Origin of the sequence: Aestuariimicrobium ganziense (genome assembly GCF_015352975.1) — a bacterium.
GTDB classification, from domain to species: domain Bacteria; phylum Actinomycetota; class Actinomycetes; order Propionibacteriales; family Propionibacteriaceae; genus Aestuariimicrobium; species Aestuariimicrobium ganziense.
This window is the reverse complement of record NZ_JACYIZ010000007.1, coordinates 69,722-89,922: the sequence shown is the minus strand read 5'-3', so window position 1 is coordinate 89,922 and position 20,201 is coordinate 69,722. Positions and strand designations below refer to the sequence as shown.

General features: G+C 68.9%; 20 protein-coding genes. 9 read left to right on the top strand and 11 right to left on the bottom strand.

The features are described 5' to 3' along the window. Positions 1 to 155: 155 nt before the first annotated feature. Positions 156 to 1,331, bottom strand: a complete 1,176-nt coding sequence (locus tag IE660_RS13330; protein ID WP_203568870.1) for a glycosyltransferase family 4 protein — start codon at positions 1,329 to 1,331, stop codon at positions 156 to 158. 53 nt (positions 1,332 to 1,384) lie between these two features. On the opposite strand from IE660_RS13330, the gene IE660_RS13325 reads away from it, so the two are divergent. Next, positions 1,385 to 1,582, top strand: a complete 198-nt coding sequence (locus IE660_RS13325) for a hypothetical protein (protein WP_203568869.1) — start codon at positions 1,385 to 1,387, stop codon at positions 1,580 to 1,582. 7 nt (positions 1,583 to 1,589) lie between these two features. Here IE660_RS13325 and IE660_RS13320 read toward each other — a convergent pair whose 3' ends face one another. The 6 genes from IE660_RS13320 to IE660_RS13295 form a co-directional block, all read right to left on the bottom strand. Further along, entirely contained in the window at positions 1,590 to 2,666 is a 1,077-nt protein-coding gene (locus tag IE660_RS13320) for an alanine racemase (RefSeq protein WP_203568868.1), read from the bottom strand. After that, on the bottom strand, positions 2,663 to 3,823 hold the full coding sequence (locus IE660_RS13315) for a lipid II:glycine glycyltransferase FemX (protein WP_203568867.1): 1,161 nt from the start codon (positions 3,821 to 3,823) through the stop codon (positions 2,663 to 2,665). The genes IE660_RS13320 and IE660_RS13315 overlap by 4 nt, the downstream gene beginning before the upstream one ends. An 81-nt stretch (positions 3,824 to 3,904) precedes the next feature. Beyond that, positions 3,905 to 4,366 carry a GyrI-like domain-containing protein gene (locus IE660_RS13310; RefSeq protein ID WP_203568866.1) on the bottom strand — a complete coding sequence of 154 codons (462 nt, stop codon included), beginning with the start codon at positions 4,364 to 4,366 and terminating at the stop codon, positions 3,905 to 3,907. 1 nt (position 4,367) lies between these two features. Beyond that, positions 4,368 to 6,080, bottom strand: a complete 1,713-nt coding sequence (locus IE660_RS13305) for an FAD-binding oxidoreductase (RefSeq protein ID WP_203568865.1) — start codon at positions 6,078 to 6,080, stop codon at positions 4,368 to 4,370. Then, positions 6,077 to 6,907: a lysophospholipid acyltransferase family protein gene (locus tag IE660_RS13300; RefSeq protein WP_203568864.1), complete on the bottom strand. Its 831-nt coding sequence runs from the start codon at positions 6,905 to 6,907 to the stop codon at positions 6,077 to 6,079. The genes IE660_RS13305 and IE660_RS13300 overlap by 4 nt, the downstream gene beginning before the upstream one ends. After that, positions 6,904 to 7,725 (bottom strand): SDR family NAD(P)-dependent oxidoreductase, encoded by an 822-nt coding sequence (locus IE660_RS13295; protein WP_203568863.1) that lies wholly within the window; start codon positions 7,723 to 7,725, stop codon positions 6,904 to 6,906. Before IE660_RS13295 ends, IE660_RS13300 begins: the two co-directional genes overlap by 4 nt. Before the next feature lie 109 nt (positions 7,726 to 7,834). Between IE660_RS13295 and IE660_RS13290 the strand changes: the two genes are divergently transcribed. Continuing rightward, positions 7,835 to 8,329, top strand: coding sequence for an FBP domain-containing protein (locus tag IE660_RS13290; protein WP_203568862.1), 495 nt, complete (start codon positions 7,835 to 7,837; stop codon positions 8,327 to 8,329). 7 nt (positions 8,330 to 8,336) lie between these two features. Here IE660_RS13290 and IE660_RS13285 read toward each other — a convergent pair whose 3' ends face one another. Both IE660_RS13285 and pta read right to left on the bottom strand, forming a co-directional pair. Further along, positions 8,337 to 9,527 carry an acetate/propionate family kinase gene (locus tag IE660_RS13285; protein ID WP_203568861.1) on the bottom strand — a complete coding sequence of 397 codons (1,191 nt, stop codon included), beginning with the start codon at positions 9,525 to 9,527 and terminating at the stop codon, positions 8,337 to 8,339. Between the two features lies 1 nt (position 9,528). Further along, positions 9,529 to 11,730: a phosphate acetyltransferase gene (gene pta, locus IE660_RS13280; protein ID WP_203568860.1), complete on the bottom strand. Its 2,202-nt coding sequence runs from the start codon at positions 11,728 to 11,730 to the stop codon at positions 9,529 to 9,531. Positions 11,731 to 11,910: 180 nt separating this feature from the next. On the opposite strand from pta, the gene IE660_RS13275 reads away from it, so the two are divergent. Both IE660_RS13275 and IE660_RS13270 read left to right on the top strand, forming a co-directional pair. Next, entirely contained in the window at positions 11,911 to 12,807 is an 897-nt protein-coding gene (locus tag IE660_RS13275) for a phytanoyl-CoA dioxygenase family protein (RefSeq protein WP_328701958.1), read from the top strand. Then, positions 12,800 to 13,312, top strand: a complete 513-nt coding sequence (locus IE660_RS13270) for a nuclear transport factor 2 family protein (protein WP_203568858.1) — start codon at positions 12,800 to 12,802, stop codon at positions 13,310 to 13,312. The genes IE660_RS13275 and IE660_RS13270 overlap by 8 nt, the downstream gene beginning before the upstream one ends. Before the next feature lie 21 nt (positions 13,313 to 13,333). Here the strand turns inward: IE660_RS13270 and IE660_RS13265 are convergent, their stop codons facing one another. Next, positions 13,334 to 13,810: a hypothetical protein gene (locus tag IE660_RS13265; RefSeq protein ID WP_203568857.1), complete on the bottom strand. Its 477-nt coding sequence runs from the start codon at positions 13,808 to 13,810 to the stop codon at positions 13,334 to 13,336. Continuing rightward, positions 13,782 to 14,687 (bottom strand): helix-turn-helix domain-containing protein, encoded by a 906-nt coding sequence (locus IE660_RS13260; RefSeq protein ID WP_203568856.1) that lies wholly within the window; start codon positions 14,685 to 14,687, stop codon positions 13,782 to 13,784. Before IE660_RS13260 ends, IE660_RS13265 begins: the two co-directional genes overlap by 29 nt. 160 nt (positions 14,688 to 14,847) lie before the next feature. Here IE660_RS13260 and IE660_RS13255 point away from each other — a divergent pair, with 160 nt between their 5' ends. The 5 genes from IE660_RS13255 (at position 14,848) to IE660_RS13235 (ending at position 20,159) form a co-directional block, all read left to right on the top strand. Continuing rightward, complete coding sequence (locus IE660_RS13255; protein ID WP_203568855.1) at positions 14,848 to 15,699, top strand: aldo/keto reductase; 852 nt, start codon at positions 14,848 to 14,850, stop codon at positions 15,697 to 15,699. A gap of 32 nt (positions 15,700 to 15,731) precedes the next feature. Continuing rightward, on the top strand, positions 15,732 to 16,706 hold the full coding sequence (locus IE660_RS13250; RefSeq protein WP_203568854.1) for an aldo/keto reductase: 975 nt from the start codon (positions 15,732 to 15,734) through the stop codon (positions 16,704 to 16,706). A 50-nt stretch (positions 16,707 to 16,756) separates the two neighbouring features. After that, positions 16,757 to 17,422: an MBL fold metallo-hydrolase gene (locus tag IE660_RS13245; RefSeq protein ID WP_203568853.1), complete on the top strand. Its 666-nt coding sequence runs from the start codon at positions 16,757 to 16,759 to the stop codon at positions 17,420 to 17,422. A 38-nt stretch (positions 17,423 to 17,460) separates the two neighbouring features. Next, a complete protein-coding gene (locus tag IE660_RS13240) occupies positions 17,461 to 18,258 on the top strand; it encodes a deoxyribonuclease IV (RefSeq protein WP_203568912.1) in 798 nt (265 codons plus the stop codon). Positions 18,259 to 18,335: 77 nt separating this feature from the next. Beyond that, on the top strand, positions 18,336 to 20,159 hold the full coding sequence (locus IE660_RS13235; protein WP_203568852.1) for an AMP-dependent synthetase/ligase: 1,824 nt from the start codon (positions 18,336 to 18,338) through the stop codon (positions 20,157 to 20,159). Positions 20,160 to 20,201 lie beyond the last annotated feature (42 nt).

Below are 20,201 nucleotides of genomic sequence, written 5' to 3'. Positions count from 1 at the left end.
TCTCGGGGCAGCTCGACGGCGATCAAGGGCTGGCCCGAGTCTAGTGGTGTGGCGCCCCGGCGTTGACGCGGCGGTCCGGTGCAGCGTCACGGTGAGGCACACCCTGGTGGCTCAGGCACAGGCAATTGCGTGTGCCTCACGCAGCAGGGTGTGCCTCAGGCGCTGGCGGCCTCGTCCAACGCAGCCTCGAGCGCGCGGGCGCTGGCCTGCAGGCTGAACCGGCCGGTCATCAGCTCGCGGGCGCGGGCCAGCCAACGGTCGCGGGTGGCCTGGTCGGCGTCGCGCACCCGGCGGATGCCCTCGACCAGGTCGGTAGGGTCGACCACCGCTCCCACCTCGTCGTCGCTGATCACCTCGCGCAGCGGCTCCTTGGCGTTCGAGACCACCATCAGTCCCGAAGCCAGGTAGTCGTACAACTTGTTGGGGCTCATCCCCTTGTCGAACACCGACTGCGGGCTCACCGTGTGCAGGCCGACGTCGCCGGCACGCAGCAGCCGCACGAGTTCGTCCTTGGGCACCTGGTCGTGGAAGCGCACGTTGCCCAGGCCGCGCCGGGCGACCTCGTCGACCGCCCACTGCTTGCGCGAACCCGAGCCGATCAGCCAGAAGTTCACGTCCGGCAACTGCTCGGCCGCCTCGAGGACCAATTCCAGACCCACGTAGTTGGAGTGGTTGCCCGAGAAGACTGCGGTGAAGCCCTCGACGCCGTAGCGGCTGCGCAACTCGTCCTTGCTCTCGGCCACGTCGAACTCGGCCAGGTCGGCGCCGTTGGGGACGACGGTCACCTTGGTCGGGTCGATGCCGAGGCTGCGGAAGTGGTCCTCCCAGCCCGCGGTCACGGTGATGATCCGCTTCGCGCGGCGGTAGAGCAGCTTCTCGACCCGCACCAGGATCTTGTGGACGAGGCTGCCCTCGGCCAGCGACCCGCCCGAGACCAGCGACTCCGGCCACAGGTCGCGCACCTCGAGCACGAACGGCTTGCGACGCACCGTGGCCACCGCCAAGCCGGCGACCGGGGCGAGCAACTGCGGCGACGAGGCGAACACCAGGTCGGCCTTCTTGGTCAGGCCGACCGCGAACGCCTCGGCGGCGAACAGCGCCCAACCCACCACCCGCATCGCACCGTTGCCGGAGTAGGCGGGCACCGGCACCAGGCTGAAGCGCGGGTCGACCGAGCTCATCAGCTCACCGGTGGTGTGGTGGCGTCGGCTGGAGATGATGCCGAACTGCCAGTTCTGCAGCCTGCTGAACATGTCGAAGTTGCGGGTGATGCCCCCGTACTCGCGGGGGAACGCGTATTGGTTGACCACCAAGGCGGTGCGCTTCGGCATGGGGTTCCTTCCCGTTCGGTGCGGACGAAACACTATCGTGTGGCGCTCAAGCTGTGATCGCCAACGGTGCGCCGCTGCCCTTCAGCATGGGCAACATGGCCCTGTGGGGCCTGGGCGGGTTGGTCTTCGCCGTGCTGGCCATCCTGCGGGCGCGGACGACGCCAGCACCTGTTCACGACCCGCTCGCGGTGGCGCCGTCGACCGCAGCCGCCCCGCACCCGGTGCAGGGCGCCCACGACCCGCTGGCCTGAACCGGCCTCAGCTCTCGAGCACCCGGTCGACGGTGGCCGTGGTCAGCCGCACCTCGACGGTGACCTCGTCGCCGATCGCCACCGATCCAGCGCCGGGCAGGAACACCAGCGACGACTGCATGTGCGGCGGCTCGATGAAGAACCTCTTGCGGCCATCCAGGGTGTAGGGCGACAACGCCAGCCCAGCGGCGTCCATCGAACCGGTGACCAAGGCCCTGGCCCGCTGCCCCATGCTGCTGCCCGGGGTGGGAGCGGCCATCGCCACGCCCTCGGCGGTGCCGCCGGAGACCACCACCACCCAGCCGTCGGCCCAGGCCGGGCGCTGCCAGTAGCCGATCCGGTCACCGCGTGAGACCGGGTGCATGTCGAGCACCCTTGCCGTGATCCGACGCGACGCCGGGGCCCCCAACCACAGGGCCGTGCCCAGCCGCAGCCGGGTCTCGACGTTCACCTCGCTGCTCAGCAGCCTGAAGTGCTCGACGTCGAGGTGCGACAGCCACAGCGGCATCGCCACCGAGGCGGTGCAGGCACGGGCCAACTGCCGGGCCTCGGCGGTGGTGTTGCCGCGCATCGGCAGGTGGATCGTCCACCCCTCCAGGGTGAGCGAACCATTCACCTCACCGACCCGGGCGAGGTCTCGGCGGGGCAGCCCGTGGCGACGCATCGAGGTGAGCACCTCGACCAGCACGCGCGCTCCGGGGTGCATGGCGTCGAGGTGGCGCAGGTCGTCCAGCCGGCCCACGGTGCTGATCACCCGCGGGTCGGTCAGCAGGGCGGTCGCGACCGGGTCATGCGGCGACCACGGGGTGAGAACGACGATGTCGCCGTCCCAGCCCGGCTGGTCGTCCAGACCGGCGCGGACGAGCGCGACCTCGTCCGCGGTGCCCACGGCCAGCGTGTCGACACCGTGACCACCGCCGGCGGACGACCGGTCGCGCAGGCGACGGGTCTCGCGCGCCAACCGGGGCAGGCCGTAGCCGTAGCCGTTGCCCTTGGCCACCGGGACGAGCCCGCCCACGGCATCGGCGGTGGCGTCGAGGTGGGCTCGCCAGGCGGCCAGGTCGAGGTGCATGACCAGACTCATCGCGACCGCCTCGCCAGGTAGGTCTCGAAGGCCTTGTGAAGCAGCTTGTTGATCGGCAGGTCCCACTCGCCGACGTAGCTGACCGCCTCGCCGCCGGTGCCGACCTTGAACTGGATCAGACCCAGTTCGGGATCGTCGACGCCGACACCCTCGACGATGCCGCGCAGGTCGTAGACCTCGGCGCCGGCCTCGAGGGAGTCGCGCATCATCTGCCATTGCACCGCGTTCGAGCCGCGCACCTCACGCTTGGCATTGGTCGAGGCGCCGTAGGAGTACCAGGCGTGGCGCCCGACCCTGATCCACGTGGTGGCGGCGACCAGGTCGCCCTCGTGGTGGGCCAGGTAGACCCGCATCCGGTCGTCCAGTTCGTCGTTCAGGGCGTCCCACATGGTCTCGAAGTAGCCCAGCGGACGAGGGGTGAACCGGTCACGCTCGGCGGTCTCGAGGTAGGCGGCGTGGAAGGCAGCCAGGTCGTCCCGGGAGCCCCTGCTCACCTCGACACCGGACTTGTCGGCCTTCTTGATGTTGCGGCGCCACAACTGGTTCATGCCCTTGAGCAGCGCGTCCTCGCTGAGTTGCTCGCCGGACTCGTTGGTCAGCGGCAGGCGGAAGTTGAACTTGGGCTGCCCGGCTGCGAAGCCCTCCGCCCCACCGGTGGGGTGCCAGCCGCCGGCCTTGAGCAGGGTCTCGAGCCTGGTCGCGCGAGGGTCGGCCGCGTCCGGGGTGGCCTGGGAGAGCTGGGTGATCGCGTCGTCGGCGATGGCGGCCTTGATGGTGTCGGCCTTCCAGCGCCGGTGCACCAGGGTGGGGCCGATCCGCAGCCCGAACGCGCCCTGGGCCTTGACGTGGGCGGCCAGGTCGCGCAGGTGGTCGCCGACGTGGGCGCTCGTCCAGTCGAGCACCGGGCCCTCGGGCAGGTAGGCGAGGTAGCGCTTCACCTTGGGCAGCTGGCGGTACAGGACGAGTCCGACCCCGACCAGGCTCGAGCCGTCGAAGAAACCCAACGACTCCGAGCGCCACTCGGGCTTGGCTCGTCCCCAGGCCGGGGTCTGCAGGAAGCTCACGGTCGCCGGGAAGTCCGAGCCCGGGGCGGCGGCCTTCTCGAGGAACGCCAGATGCTCGGCAGGGGTGATTCGTCGCACGCTGGTCACGGCCACCAATCTAGGGCACTCCCGCTGGGGGGAAGGGGCGCAGGGCGAGGTCGACGAGGGCACAGCCGTGGGCGGTAGAAGGAGTCGTCAGTCCTCGATCGGGTAGGCGACCTCGGCGACCACGTCGTCCATGCTCGAGGAGTGGAAGATGCCGAAGTAGACCTCGCGCGGTGAGGCGATGCAGGTGGCGCCATGGGCGAGCACCCACTGTTCGACCGCGCTGTAGGCGTCGAGGATCGCCGGGTAGTCCAGCCCGCCCTTGGTCACCTCGACGTAGGCCTCGGCGTGGGCCGGCTCGACCCGCTCGATGACACCTGGTGGCAGTGAGACCACCGCGTCGTCGGTGATCGGCAGGCACACCTCGACCGGGTTGGCCTGTGAGCGGGTCACCTCGCCGTGGTAGACCACGAACACATGGCCCGCCGCCGGCGCCAGCGTGGTGAGCAGGGCATCGGCCCGGGCGATGTGGTCGTCGATCTCGCCGACCCTGACCGCGCGGGTCAGCGACAGCACGCGCTGCCGGCCGACCTCGCGCCGCCTGACCTGCATGTCAGAGCTGGTCGGGAGGGGTCGAGTTGGACGACCAGCCGGGCAGGCCGTCGTGGGTGATCTTGCCCGGGTTGAGGTTGCGTCCGGGATCGATGCCGTCGAACAGGGTGCGCTGGATGTGGACGCCCGCCTCGGAGATGTCTTGGGCCATCCACGGGGAGTGCTCCTCGCCGACACCGTGGTGGTGGCTGACGGTGCCCCCGTGATCCATGAACGACTGCTGCACCGCACGCTTGACCACGTCGTAGGAGTCGAGGTTCTTCTCGGACGAGTCGGCCACCGCGAAGGTGAAGTACTGGCAGGCGCCGGTGTGGTAGCTGTGCGAGACGTGGCACATGATGTAGCCGCGGTGCCCGATCTGGGCGAAGGCCTCCTCGGCGCGGGCGACGGTCTCGTCGTGCATCTCCTTGACCCGCGACCACGGCGTCGAGGTCTCGGACACGTCGGCCGGGATGCCCCGGTCGAGCAGGAAGTCACGGATGTAGGGGATGTCGTACTTCTTCTGGTCGTTGAGGGTGGCCGGGCCCTTGCCGACGCCGAGCCCACCGTGGGCCTTGATGATCTTGTTGGTGATCGCCTTCTGGTAGCGCACGTCGACCGCGCTGCCCTCGAAGCCGACGAACGAGATGCAGATCTTGTCCAGGTCCCAGCCCTTGCGCAGCATCACCTGCTGGATGGCCTTGCTCATGTAGTGGCCCATCCGACTCGACTTCTTGCCGTTGGCCATCACGAAGGCGGTCTCGTTGGCGTCGGAGACCCGGAACATGATCGGGTGCGCGTCGGAGTGCATGATCTCCTCGGCAGCGGCGACCCCGTCGTCGTAGGTCGGGTAGAAGTACGCCTGGAACTCCTTGACCTCGGGAATGCGGTGCACGTTGACCCAGACCTTGGTGATGATGCCCAGTCGTCCCTCCGAGCCAATCACCATCTCGCGCACGCTCGGTCCCGACGAGGTCGAGGGCAGCGGACGAAGCTCGAGCACCTGCCCGGGCATCACCATGGTGAGGCCGCGGGTGATGTCGGCGATGTCACCGAACTTGTCGGACTGCTGGCCCGAAGAACGGGTGGCCACCCACCCGCCCAACGTCGACCACATGAACGAGTCGGGGAAGTGGCCCAGCGTCCAGCCCCGGGCGTTGAGCTGGTTCTCCATGTCGGGGCCGAGCACACCGGCCTCGATCAGGGCCAGCTGCGAGGTCTCGTCGATCTCGAGCACCTTGTTGAGCCGACCCAGGTCGACGCTGACCACCTGGCGGGTCTCGTCGGGTTCGGCCTCGAGGCTGGCGGTGATGTTCGATCCGCCGCCGTAGGGGATGACGACCGCGTTGGCGTCGATCACGGCGTCCATGATCGCGACCACCTCGTCGTGGCTGCCGGGGTAGAGCACCACGTCGGGCACGCGGCCCAGCTGGCCGCGACGCACCCTGATCAGGTCGCGGACGCCCTTGCCGTAGGCGTGCACCACCCGGCATTCGTCGTCGGTCACCACGTAGGTCTCACCGAGGGCGTCGACCAGACGGCTGCGCAGATCGTCCGACAGTTGCGAGGCCGGCACGGCGATCTCGTCGAACCGCGGCGGACGACCAGCGGCGGCGTTGATGTCGACCCCGAGCCGGTCGAGCACGAACGGCGCGAACTTGGGCTTGTCGGCGAACGAGAAGTTGATGCCCTCGTCGCCCCAACCCCACCACTTCTGGTTCTTGACGCCGATCATGACTCTCCCTTCGGTGGCTCCGGGGTGGGAGCCGTGGTGCCGCGCCGGGGTTCGTTGCGGCTGTTGTCTGACTGTTCGAGCGCGACCGTGCGGGCGTACTCCGCGAGGGTCTTCATGCCGTAGGCACGGGCGGTGGTGTCATGCAGTTCGACGATACGACGGCGGATGCGCTCGCTGAACTGGTGGGCGATCTCGCCTGGCGCCGGCATCATCGGGTGCCCGAACACCACGTGCACCGGCGGACGACCAGAGGGCAGGCTCTTCTGGTGGCTGGGCCAGGCGGTGTAGGCGCCGACGATGGCCACCGGGATGATCGGCACGTGCCGCGCGATCGCCAGCGAGGCGGCTCCGGGACGAAGCGGCCCCATCGCGCCCGTGCGGGAACGCGTCCCTTCGGCGAACAGCAGGATCGGGATGCCGTCGTTGAGCAGTTGCTGGGCGAGGCCTCGACGTGAGTTGCGCTTGCTGTCGTCCGACTTGGACTTGCCGCCACGCTCGACCGGGAAGGCGTTGAACAGCAGCGAGGTGTAGGCCTTGCCCCACCACTTGGTGAAGAACCGGTCGGCCGCGACACCGGTGGTCAGGTACCTGCTCATCCGTCCGGGCAGGCCGCCGAAGATCAGCGGGGCGTCGAGGTCTGAGGAGTGGTTGCCGACCACGATGAAGGTCTCGGGGGTGTTGGTGATGCGGTCGAGCCCGTGCACCTTGACGTCGAGCAGTCGCCACACGAACGGCTTGAGGAACAGGATGCGCGTGGCCGAGCGGGCCGCGCGGTGCCAGGCGTTGGTGTAGCGGCCCCTGCCGGCCGGCCGCGGCTCGGTGGTCACGACGCCTTCTGGGAGTGCTGCTTGTGCAGGTGCGGCCGCCGAGCGTGCTGCTTGTGGCGACTGGACGACAACTGCCGGCTGAACCAGCGGATGAAGCTGCGCGGCCCGTGCTGCGCGACGAAGATCGCGGCCTTCCACTTGAAGGTGGGGATCGAGATGACCACGCCCTTCTCGGCGTCGGCCAGGGCCTCGGAGACCAGGGTGTCGATGTCGACCCAGACGATGTCGGGCAGGTTGGCGCTGATGCCGGCGCGTTGGTGGAACTCGGTACGCACCCAACCCGGGCACAGCGCGCTGACATTGACCCCGCTGCCCTTGAGTTCGTTGTAGAGGCCCTCGGTGTAGGCCAGCGCCCACGACTTGATCGCGGAGTAGTTGCCGGCGGTGATCCAGGCGCTGGTCGAGGCCACGTTGATGATGGTGCCGTGGCCGCGGGCCTTCATCGCCCGACCGGCGGCGCCCGAGAGCACCAGGACAGCCCAGCACATCACGTCCATCGCCTGGCGCTGCAGGGGCAGCTTGTCGGCCTCGAGCAGCTTGGCGTGCAGGCCGAACCCGGCGTTGTTGACGAGCAGTTCGATCGGACGATCGGCGCTCTCGACCCGCTCGGCGACTGCGGAGAGCTGGGCCTCGTCCGACAGGTCGGCGACCAGCACCTCGACGTCGACCCCATAGGCACGGTGCAGTTGCTCAGCGGTCTCGTTCAACCGGTCGCGGTCGCGCGCCACCAGGACGAGGTCGTCACCACGGGCGGCCAGGTGCCGGGCGAACGTGTTGCCGATGCCTGCGGTCGCGCCGGTCACGAGTGCTGTCGCCATGGGGGACAACCTACCGGCTGAGTGTGGGGAGTGTCACAGCGTCTGAGCGGGAGTGGCGAAGGTCGCCAGGGTGCTTCGGTGAGTGCGCATCCACTGACAGGATGGGAGCGTGAAGCCGCTGACCGCAGACCAGATTCGTTCCAGCTTCGTCAACTGCTCCCAGACGGCGGCCAAGCGGATCAGCCTGCCCGACCTCGACGGTCAGCCCTGGGACGACCTCGACCTGCTCGGTTGGGCCGACCCGTCGGGCAGCACCACGTCATACCTGGTCACCGAGCGCGCCGATGGGACGCTGATCGGCTTCCTGTTGAAGCAGGCCAGACCCCGCGCTGGAACGAGTCGGCAGGGGATGTGCTCGCTGTGCCGTACGGTGCATCCCGCCAGTGACATTGCGTTGATGACCGCCACCCGTCCCGGGCCCAGGGGACGCGCGGGTGACTCCCGTGGGAACTACCTGTGCGCCGACCTGGCCTGCTCGCTCTACGTGCGAGGACGGAAGTTGCCGGCCAGAGTGCAGCCGGCCGAGACGCTCACCCCCGAACAGAAGGTGGCTCGGCTGCAGCGCAACCTCGCCGCACTGGTCGCCTGGCTGGGCGCGGAGTAGCCACCCCTCAGCCGTCGATGACGGCCAAGGTCTCGCGTGCCATCGCCAGTTCCTCGTTGGTGGGCACCACCAGCACCGTGACCGTCGAGTCATCGGTCGAGATCCGGCGCGGCTCCTTCGAGCGCACCTCGTTGGCCTGCTCGTCCATCCGGACGCCGAACGGCGCCAGTCGCTGCAGCACCTCGGCGCGGATCCAGGCCGCGTTCTCACCGACACCAGCGGTGAAGGTGAGCACGTCGAGGCCGCCGAGCAGCGCGGTGTAGGAGCCGATGTAGCTGACCAGACGGTGCACGTAGACGTCACGGCCGAGGATGGCCTGCGGGTCACCGGCGTCGACCAGTGCCTTGACGTCGCGCATGTCGGTCTTGCCGGTCAGGCCCAACATGCCTGACTGCTTGTTGAGGAACGAGTCGGTCTCGTTGACGTCCCAGCCGTACTTGCGCTGCAGGTAGGCGAACAGCCCGGGGTCGACGTCGCCGCAGCGGGTGCCCATCACCAGGCCCTGCAGCGGGGTCAGGCCCATCGTGGTCTCGATCGGCCTGCCACCGTCAACGGCCGACATCGAGGCCCCGTTGCCCAGGTGGGCGACGATCTGCTTCAGCTCGTTGATGTCGCGGCCCAGGAACTCGGCGACCTTGGCCGACACGAACTGGTGCGAGGTGCCGTGGAAGCCGTACTTGCGGATGTTGAGGGCGTCGGCCACCTCGTGCTTGATCGCATAGGTGGTGGCCTCGTCGGGCAGGTTCGCGAAGAACGCGGTGTCGAACACCGCCACGTGTGGCACGTCGGGCAGCGCCTTGCGGGCGGCCTCGATGCCGGCCACGCCCGGCGGGTTGTGCAGCGGGGCCAGCCCGTACAACTCCTTGAGCTTGGCGACGACCGCGTCGTTGATCACGGTGGTCTGCTGGAACATCCGGCCACCGTGCACGGTGCGGTGGGCGACCGCCTCGGCCTGCGACAGGTCAGGGCCGTGGTCGGCGAACATCTGCACCACCGCCTCGAGCGCGACGGTGTGGTTCTCGAAGCGCTGCTCGAGCTGGAAGTTCTCGCCAGCCACCTCGTGGTCGAGGGTGCCCGCCCCGGCATCACCGACCTTCTGGACGAGCCCCACGGCCAGCACCTGCTCGGAGGCGGCGTCCATCATCTGGTACTTGATCGAGGACGAACCGCAGTTCAGCAGCAGGATCGGTCGGGCCATGTCAGTCGCTCTCTTCGGTGGGCAGGGGGCTGGCGGACGGGATGTCGCGCTCGGGAGAGGGCTGCAGGTCGCGAGCCGGCGTCGGCTCGGGCAGTGGCGGCGGGGCGACCAGGGCACGCAGGGCGTCGACGTCGGCCGGGGTGTCGTCGGCCTGGGCCTGGATCGCGGTGATCGCCACGGTGTTGACGATGTCGTCGACGAGCGCGCCTCGCGAGAGGTCGTTGACCGGCTTGTTCAGCCCCTGCAGCACCGGGCCGACCGCCACCGCACCCGAGGTGCGTTGGACGGCCTTGTAGGTGTTGTTGCCGGTGTTGAGGTCGGGGAAGATGAACACCGTCGCCTGACCGGCCACCTCGGAACCCGGCATCTTGGACGAGCCGACCTTGGGGTCGACGGCGGCGTCGAACTGGATCGGTCCCTCGACCTTGAGCTCGGGGGCCAGGGTGCGCACCTGCTCGGTGGCCGAACGCACCTTGTCGACGTCGGCTCCCGAACCCGAGGTGCCGGTGGAGTAGCTGAGCATGGCCACCCGCGGGTCGATGCCGAACTGCCGAGCCGTCTCGGACGACACCACGGCGATGTCGGCCAACTGCTCGTCGGTGGGGTCGGGGTTGACCGCGCAGTCGGCATAGACCAGCACCCGGTCGGGCATGCACATCAGGAACGACGAGCTGACGATCTTGACCCCGGGCTTGGTCTTGATGAACTCAAGGCTGGGCCGGATGGTGTTGGCGGTGGTGTTGATCGCACCCGACACCATGCCGTCGGCCATGCCCAGGTGCACCATCATGGTGGCGAAGTACGACAGGTCGGTCAGCACCTCACGGGCCTTCTCGATGGTCATGCCCTTGTGGGCGCGCAGCCGGGCGTACTCCTCGGCGAACCGCTCGGCCAGGTCAGGGTTGGTCGGGTCGACCACCACCGCACCGTCGATGTCGAAGCCCTGGGCGTGCGACTGCCGCTTCACTTCGGTGGGGTCGCCGAGCAGGACGATGTTGGCCACGCCACGCTGCAGGATGATGCTCGCCGACTCCAGGATCCGGGGGTCACTGGCCTCGGGCAGCACGATGGTGCGCTTGTTGGCGCGGGCCTGCTGCATGATCTGGTACTCGAACATCACCGGGGTGCGGATCTCGGCTCGCTCCAGGTGCATCGCGGCCAGGATCGCCTCGTCGTCCACGTACTGGTTGAACAGTCGGCGGGCCACCTCGACCTTGCGCGGGGACGAGGTCATCGTCCCCTCCATGCCGAACAGCTTCTCGGCGGTGCGGAAGGTGCCCTGTTGCACCAGCCCGATCGGCAGCTCGCACTGGATCCCCTTGAGCAGGCGGGTGACGGTGTCGGGAATCGGGTAGCCGCCGACCAGGAAGATCGCTGCCAGGTTGGGGAAGGTGCCAGAGCGGTGCGCCATGGTCAGCCCCGGGAGCAGGTCGAGCCGGTCGGACGGCGCGACCAGCGAGAACTCCGGCTCGAGCCGGTCGAGCAGGTTGGGCAGGGTCATCGAACTGACCAGTACGCCCAGCGACTCGCGGTCGAGCATCTTCGGGTCGCCCAGCCACAGCCTGGCGTCCAGGGCCTCGAACTGGGCCCGCACCGTGGGGGCGCCGAGCACCGGGTCGTCGGGCATCGCGGCGGTGACGTAGTTGCCCTCGAGTGAGGCGAGTTCGGCCGCGGCCTCGTCGCGCTGGTCGGGCTCGCAGCGGTTGGCGATGATCGCGATCACGTCGGTGTGGTGGTTCTCGAACTCCTGCAGTGCCACCCGCGCGGAGCGACGCACCTCGGTGGGCGACTTGCGTCGTCCGTTGATGGCGATGATCACCGGCGCGTTGAGGTTGGCAGCCACCTCGGCGTTGAACGCCATCTCGGTGGGCGACTGCACGTCGGAGTAGTCGGAGCCGACGATCACCACGGCGTCGTAGCGGTCACGGATGGCACCGAACTTGGCGACGATCGCCTCCATCGCAGCATCGGCGTCCTGCCCGAGCCGCTCGTAGCTGACCCCGACCGCGTCCTCGTAGGACTGGTCGATCATCGGCATGCCGACCAGGGTGCGCAGCACCACGTCGTCCTCGACGTCCTTGACCAGCGGACGGAACACGCCGATGGACTCGACCTGCCGGGTGAGCGACTCGATCAGGCCCAGGGCGATGGCACTCTTGCCCACGCGTCCCTCGACGGACGCCACGTAGAGACTCTTGGTCACCCCGTCAGCCTATCGAGCCACCCACCGGCTGGGCGGCGGGGCGAACAGAGAGCCACCCTCGGCTGCGGCAGAGAATTGTGCGGGTCGGTCGCGTGTTCGTCCTGCATCACTGTGCGGTTGGTGGGTGCTCTGCCTACGCTTGGACGAACTCTCGCCCGCCGCATGCCCGAAGGAGCATCCGTGAGCACCACCCAGGTCAACGCCGACCCCCAGACCAGCGACCAGTCCGACGCCGTCCGGGCCACCGACGAGCACGTCGTCGAATTCTCGACCCGAGGCTTCACCGTCGTCCGGGGACTGTTCTCGGCCGACGAGGCCGCCGCCTACCGAGACCACTTCATGGAACTCAACGCCGCCGGCAACCACGACGGCGACTTCGCCGGCGTCGAGGGCGGGGGCGAGTTCGACCCGCTGAAGAAGTACCCGCGGATGATCCACATGCACCGCTGGGACGAGACCTCGCTGGGCTACCTGCTGCACCCACGCATCCGGCAGGCCATGTTCACCCTGCTCGGCCGCGACCCCTACGCGGTGCAGACCATGCTCTACTTCAAGCCGCCGGGTGCTCGCGGTCAGGCGATCCACCAGGACAACTTCTACCTGCGTGCACAGCCGTCGACCTGCGTGGCGGCCTGGATGGCGCTCGACGTCTGTGACGAGGACAACGGTTGCCTGAAGATGGTGCCCGGCTCGCACGAGTGGGAGACGCTGTGCACGGTGACCGCCGACACCTCGCAGTCGTTCACCGACGTGACCGTGCCGCTGCCCGAGGGTGTCGAGCCCGAACCGGTTCGCATGCAGCCCGGTGACGTGCTGTTCTTCAACGGCCAGGTGGTGCACGGTTCGAACCCCAACACCACCGAAGACCGCTTCCGCCGCTCGCTGATCGGCCACTACATCCAGGGCGACGCCGAGAAGGTGGCCAAGTTCTACAACCCTGCGCTCACCATGGACGGCAAGCCGCTCGAACTCGAGATCGCCGAGGGTGGCGGCTCGTGCGGGGTGTGGGTCGACCAGGACGGCAAGCAGGTGATCGAGGTGGTCGGCGAGGAAGGGCTCGTCCTCGACCATGAGTGACCGCGCGGCCGCAGGTGGGCAGCCACCGGCGATCGCGGCCTGGGTCGAGGCCGACCGCCACACCGACCTGGCCGTGATGGCCGAGCAACTGTCACCCGACGCCGTGCTGGTCTCGCCGCTGACCGACGCCTTCCGCTTCGAGGGACGACCAGCGGTGATGGGCGTGTTCGAGGCTGCCTTCGAGCCCCTGCGCGACATCGAGATCGTCCGGGTCACCGGCGCCGGTGACGACGGGGTGGTGCACGGGCAGCAGACCTTGGCCGGGGAGAACCTCGAAGAGGTGCAGTGGCTGCGCCTGGGCCCGGACGGGCTGATCGCCGAGGTGACGCTGTTCATCCGTCCCCTGCCGGCGGTGGCCCGGATGCTGTCGGTGATCGGGCCCGGGCTGGCCGATCGTGGCGTGCTGCCACCTCAGGCCGGCGTGGCGTCGAAGGCCGCGGCACCGCTGGCGCTGATCACCGGGTTGGTGGAGCGTCATGTGATGCCCCGCGTAGGCCCCCGCTGACCCGGGCTGCGTGCCTCAGCGTCAGAAGACGGCGCCGCTGGGAGTCTGCGGTGCCGGGGCGTCGTCGGAACGCTTGCGGATCAGCGCGGCGGCGACCAGACCCAGCACCAGCATGACCAGACCGGCCGCCCAGTAGATCCAGCGCTGCCCGTCGTCCCGGTTGGCCAGCCAGCAGGCCACCCCCCAGATGACGACCAGACCGATCCAGAACATGGCGGTGGTGCCGCGGTGCTCGGTCGCGATCTGGGGCCAGGTCATCACGAACTTCACCAGCGGGATCATCGCGACCACCCCGAGGATGATCGCCAGGATCCATCCCCACGGCGAGCCGAGCAGCGCCACCAGACCGACCATCACCAAGTTCGCGAAGCCGAAGGCGGCATACCAGGTCGAGTACCAGCGGTGCTTCTGGCGGGTGTGGCCGACGACCAGTGCCGGGTCGGCGATGCCCGATGCTCCGTAGGACGAGTCAGCGGGCCGGGGGGTGTTCTGCGACATGGCTCCCATGATGGACCACCGCATCGTCGCGCGGTGCCGATCCGTTCCAGCTGCAGAGCAGCCTCAGCTTCTCCTCGTCCGCACTGCCCGCTGCTGCCGTGTACACGATCACGGTGAGGCCGTCGGCTGACAACTCCAGGGCATCCCCGGTGAGCTCCAGGTCACCGACCTCGGCGTTGCGCAGCCGCTTCAGCGCAGTGGAGTGCCGACCCACGTCGTGCTTGGCCCAGGCTGTGGCGAACGGGTGGCTGCGGGCCATCAGCTCACCGATCAGGTCGGTCAGCGGCTTGTCCATCGGGTCGCGGCCGGCCTGGGCACGCAGCGAGGCCACCGTGGCCTCGGCCACCTCGTCCCAGTCGCGGTACAGGGCGTGCGAGCGGGCATCCAGGAAGATGAACCGGGCCAGGTTCAGTGGCAGCGCCTCGGCGCGCAGCACCCCGTCGTAGAGGGCGACGCAGGCCTGGTTGGCGGCCAGGATGTCGAAGCGGGCGTCACGCACGTAGGCGGGCACGGTCATCGACTCCAGCAGGGTGACCACGCTGGCACGCACCTTGGCCGTCGGTGTCGGGCGCTGCCGCTGACGCCTCGGGGAGGCTCCAGCTGCGGCCGCCAGGTCGCGCAGGTGGGTGCGCTCGGCCTCGTCCAGCCGCAACGCGTCGGCGATCGCCTCGAGCACCTGGTCGGACACACCCCTGAGCTGCCCGCGTTCGAGCCGGGCGTAGTAGTCGACGCTGACACCGGCCAGCAGCGCGACCTCCTCACGCTTGAGGCCGGGCACCCGGCGCCGGCGTTCCGGTCCTGGCAGGCCGACGTCCTGGGGTTGCACCCGCCCACGGCGGCTGCTCAGGAAGTCCTGGATCTCGGCACGGTTGTCCACGCCTCGACGCTAGCCGGGTCGCGGCACGTGAAACAGGCACTGGCAGTGCGTGCTCCAGCAGGGCCTTCCCCAGCCGTGGTTCGTCCGATGGACTGGGCAGGAGCCCAGTCGACGACCACCCCCCGACCAAACACCCACACACCGCGATGAGGAGCCACCCATGCAGACCGTGACCCTGAACAATGGCGTCGAGATGCCGATCCTCGGCTACGGCGTCTTCCAGATCGCCAACGAGGCCGAGTGCGAGCGCGCGGTCACCGACGCGCTGGCCGCCGGCTACCGGCTGATCGACACCGCAGCCTCGTACATGAACGAGCGCGCCGTCGGACGAGCGATCGCCTCCAGCGGCATCCCGCGCGACCAGCTGTTCATCACCACCAAGCTGTGGATCCAGGACGTGAGCCGTGACAAGGCGCGTGCCGGCTTCGAGCGCTCGATGGAGAAGCTCGGCCTGGACACGCTCGACCTCTACCTGATCCACCAGCCCTACAACGACGTGCACGGTGCTTGGAAGGTGATGGAGGAGCTGCAGGCCGAGGGCCTGACCCGCGCGATCGGCGTCTCGAACTTCGCCGGCGATCGGCTGGTCGACCTCATCGTCCACAACCAGGTCGTGCCCGCGGTCAACCAGATCGAGACCCACCCCTTCCACCAGCGCGTCGCCGACCAGGAACTGATGCAGGCCGAGGGCGTCCAGATCGAGTCGTGGGGTCCCTTCGCCGAGGGCCGCAACGACCTGTTCACCAACCCGCTGCTCGCCTCGATCGGTGAGGCCCACGGCAAGTCCGTCGGCCAGGTCGTGCTGCGCTGGCTCGTCCAGCGGGGTGTCGTCGTGATCCCCAAGAGTGTTCGTCCCGAGCGGATGGCCGAGAACATCGACGTCTTCGACTTCGAGCTCAGTGACGACGAGATGGCCAAGATCGCCACCCTCGACGGCGGCAAGAGCCTGTTCTTCGACCACCGTGACCCGGCCATGGTGCGCGGCCTCGGCCAGCGTGTCATGGACCTGTGACCACCCGACCCCACCCCATCACAAGGAGTGACGTGAAGACCCGCACACTGGGAACCCTCGAGGTCTCGGCCATCGGCCTGGGCTGCATGGGCATGAGCATCAACTACGGGCCCTCGCCCGAACGTGCCGAGCTGATCAGCTTCACCCGCCGCGCCCACGAACTCGGCGTGACCCTGTTCGACACCGCCCAGATCTATGGACCGTTCACCAACGAAGACCTGGTCGGCGAGGCGCTCGAGCCGATTCGCGACCAGGTCGTGATCTCGACCAAGTTCGGCCTGATCGATCCCGACGTGAAGCAGCGACGACGGCTGTGCAGCCGTCCCGACGCCATCCGTCGCACCACCGAGGACTCGCTGAAGCGCCTGCGCACCGACCACGTCGACCTGCTCTACCAGCACCGGGTCGACCCCGAGGTGCCGATCGAGGACGTGGCCGGCACGGTCAAGGAACTGATCGACGAGGGCAAGGTGCTCGCGTTCGGGCTCTCGGAGGCCGGTGCCGACACCATCCGCCGTGCCCACGCCGTGCAGCCGGTCAGCGCCGTGCAGAACGAGTACTCGCTGTGGGCGCGGGAGTCCGAGCCAGAGGTGCTGCCGACCTGCCGTGAGCTCGGCATCGGATTCGTGCCCTGGAGTCCGCTCGGTCAGGGATTCCTCACCGGGGCGGTCGCGACCACCGACACCTTCGGTGCCGACGACATCCGCAGTCGGTTCCCCAGGTTCACCCCCGAGGCCCTCGAGGCCAATCGTCCGATCGTCGACCTGGTCGAGCGGGTGGCCGAGCGCGCGGGCGCGACCCCCGCGCAGGTCGCCCTGGCCTGGCTGCTGCACCAGTACGAGTCGATCGTGCCGATCCCCGGCACCCGCAAGCTGCACCGACTCGAGGAGAACCTGGCCGCGGCCGACCTCGAGCTCGGCGCGGACGACCTCAAGGAACTGCACGAAGCCACCGCCGCCTTCAGCATCGCCGGCGCGCGCGGCAGCGGCCACGAGCAGTACGGCTGAGCCAACCCCCGGGCGCCGGGGCTGTGAGACGCTTTCGTCAGGAGGTCACGATGGAACTGCGCACCAGCCCCGGCGGCCAGGTGATGGCGCCCGAGTCGATCCCGATGTCGGACGAGGCCTTCGGCCCGTCCGAACACACCACCATCACCTGGCTGGGCTTCGCCGGCTTCCTGGTCAACAGCCGGGGGACGACCTTCATGATCGACCCCCTGCTCGAGGGCTTCGACATGCCCGTGCTGCTCGACTTCCCGGTGGCCGCGTCGGCGGTGCCCCGACTGCACGCGGTGCTGGTGGGCGACGTCACCGTCACCCTGACCCCGGCCGATCACGCCTGGCAGAACGCCTTCCCCGGCACCGACGAGCACTGGCACGAGCCAGACGACGCCTGCGGAATCTGGATCGAGACCCCCGACGGCACGATCTGGGCCCCGGGTGACTCGCGGCTGATCCCCGAACACCACCTCGAGGGCCCCTCACCCGACGTGATGCTGTTCGACTTCTCCGACTCCGAGTGGCACTTCACCTTCGACGGTGCGGTGCAGATGGCCAACGCCCACCCCGAGGCGGTGCTGTTGTGCCACCACTGGGGCAGCGTCGACGCTCCCGACTTCAACCCGTTCAACGGCGACCCGCGCACGCTGCTCGAGGTGGTGGACAACCCCGAGCGGATCGTGGTGCTGGCCCCCGGCGAGCCCTACCGGATGACCGCACGCTGAACCGGCGCCAGGTCACCACGTCAGCCGGTCCGCCTAGGATCGGGGCCATGATCCTCGGAGCCCATGTCGACCGTGACGACCCTGTTGGCGAGGCGATCGCCCGCGACGCCGGCATCGTCCAGTTCTTCCTCGGCGACCCGCAGAGCTGGAGGACCCCAGTGCTGGCCCACCCCGGTGGCGCCGCAGGCCTGCGCGAGCAGGCCGAACAGGCCGGCGTCCAACTGGTCGTCCACGCCCCGTACGTGATGAACGTCGCCAGCTCGAACAACCGGATCAGGATCCCGTCGCGCAAGCTGCTGCAGCAGACCGTCAGCCTGGCCGCCGAGGTCGGTGCGATCGGCGTCGTCGTCCACGGTGGCCACGTCACCGCCAGCGAGGACCCCTTCGTCGGGTTCGCCAACTGGCGCAAGTGTGTCGACTCGCTCGAGTTGCCGATCCCGATCTTCATCGAGAACACCGCCGGCGGTGAGAACGCGATGGCTCGTCGGCTGGAGCGGATCGACCAGCTCTGGACCTCGCTCGAGGGCTCACCCAACGCCGACCGGGTCGGGTTCTGCCTCGACACCTGCCACGCCCACGCCGGGGGTGAGGAGTTGGCCGGGCTGGTCGAGAAGGTCCGCGCGCTGACCGGGCGGATCGACCTCGTCCACGCCAACGACTCCCGCGACGGCTTCGACTCCGGTGCCGACCGGCACGCCAACCTCGGCCACGGGCAGTGTGATCCCGACGGACTGGCCGAGGTGGTGCGGTTGGCCGGCGCTCCCACCGTCGTCGAGACCGGTGGGGGCCTCGCCGGGCAGGTGGCCGACCTCGACTGGCTGCGCTCTCGACTCTGACCCACGCACCGCCAAGGGCCTCCGATAGATTCACAGGCACGGCCCCACCCCAGGGTCGTGACAAGGAGTTGCCACCGATGTCGCTGACCTTCGCACCCGACCGCCGCCACCTGGCGCTGATGTTCGCCGACTCGGTGAGCCGCCACGGCACCCGCCCAGCCACCCGCATCCGCGAGGACGACAGCTGGCGCGTGCAGACCTATGACCAGTTGCAGCAGTCGGTCACCGCGATCGCGCGGGCCCTGGTCGCCGCCGGTGTGCAGCGCGGTGACCGGGTGGGCCTGTTCGCCAACAACTGCCCCGAGTGGACCCAGACCGACCTGGCCTGCCTGAGCGTGGGCGCTGTACCGGTGCCGATCTATGCCACCAGCACCCCCGAACAGATCACCCACATCCTCGGCAACTCCGGCACCGTCGCGCTGGTCGCCGGGGGAGCCTCCGAGCTCGAGCGGGTTCGTGAGGCGCGCGCAGGCCTCCCCGACCTGCGCCTGGTCGTCTCGATGGCCAGCGACGGCTCGTCCGACGGTGAGAGCGAACTCGACTGGACGAGCTTCTTGGCCACCGGCTCGTTCGAGCAGGACGAGGAACTCGGCGCCCGGCTCGACCAGGCCGGCCCGGACGACCTCGCCTCGCTGATCTACACCTCCGGCACCACCGGCGACCCCAAGGGCGTGATGCTCACCCACGGCGCCCTGATCGCGCAGATCGAGGCGATCAGCGCCCTGTTCGAGATCAGCCCGGACGACCACAGCCTGTGCTTCCTCCCGCTGAGCCATGCGCTCGAGCGGGCCTGGACGACGATCGTGCTGGCCCACGGCTGCATGAACACCTACCTGCCCAACGCCCGCCAAGTGGCCGAGATGCTGCCGCTGGCCAAGCCGACGCTGCTGGTCAGCGTTCCCAAGCTGTACGAGACGGTCTACCGCGTGGCCCACCAGAAGGCTGCCGCCTCGCCGGTCAAGAAGAAGATCTTCGACTGGGCCTTCACCGTCGGCGGCCAGATGCAGCGCGCCCTGCGCAAGGGCAAGCAGCCCTCGATCGTGTGGCGCTCACAGTTGCCGCTGGCCGACAAGCTCGTGCTCAAGAACGTCCGGGACGCGATCGGTGGGCCCAAGACGGTGCTGGCGTGCGGCGGGGCAGCGGTTCGTCCCGAGGTCGAGGAGTTCTTCTCGGCCGCCGGGGTGGCGATGCAGCCCGGCTACGGCCTGACCGAGGCCTCGCCCCTGGTCAGCTTCAACGCCCCGACCGCGTTCAAGGTCGGCAGCGCCGGACGGGTCATGCAGGGCGGTGAACTGGCGATCGGCGTCGACTCCGAGATCCTCTACCGCGGGCCGAACCTGATGTCGGGCTACTGGGGTGACGACGAGGCGACCGGCGAGACCATCAAGGACGGTTGGCTGCACACCGGAGACGCCGGTTACGTCGACAGCGACGGCTTCCTGTTCATCACCGACCGGATCAAGGACATCATCGTCACTCTCGGCGGCAAGAACGTCGCCCCGCAGCCGATCGAGGGTCTGGTGCTCAGCGACCCACTGTTCGAGCACGCGGTGCTGATCGGCGAGGGGCGACCGTCGCTGACCATGTTGGTCAGGCCGTCGCTGCCGCACCTGGAGGAGCTGGCGAGCAGGCTGCAGGTCAAGGTGGGCGACTCGCGCGAGCTGGCCGACGACCCCCAGGTGGTCGAGGCGCTCAAGGAGCGGGTCTCGCAGCTCACGGCAAAGCTGCCCTCGCACGAGCAGATCCGTGACCTGCGGGCTTCGGTCGAGGAGTTCACCATGGAGAACGGACTGCTCACCCCCACGTTGAAGGTGAAGCGTCGCGAGGTCGAGAAGCGCTTCAACGAGCTGATCGAGGACATGTACACCAAGATCTCCCGACGCCGCCGCGACGACTCCTGAGCGCGAGGCTTCCGGCTCGTCCAGGGTCAACGTGTTGCCATA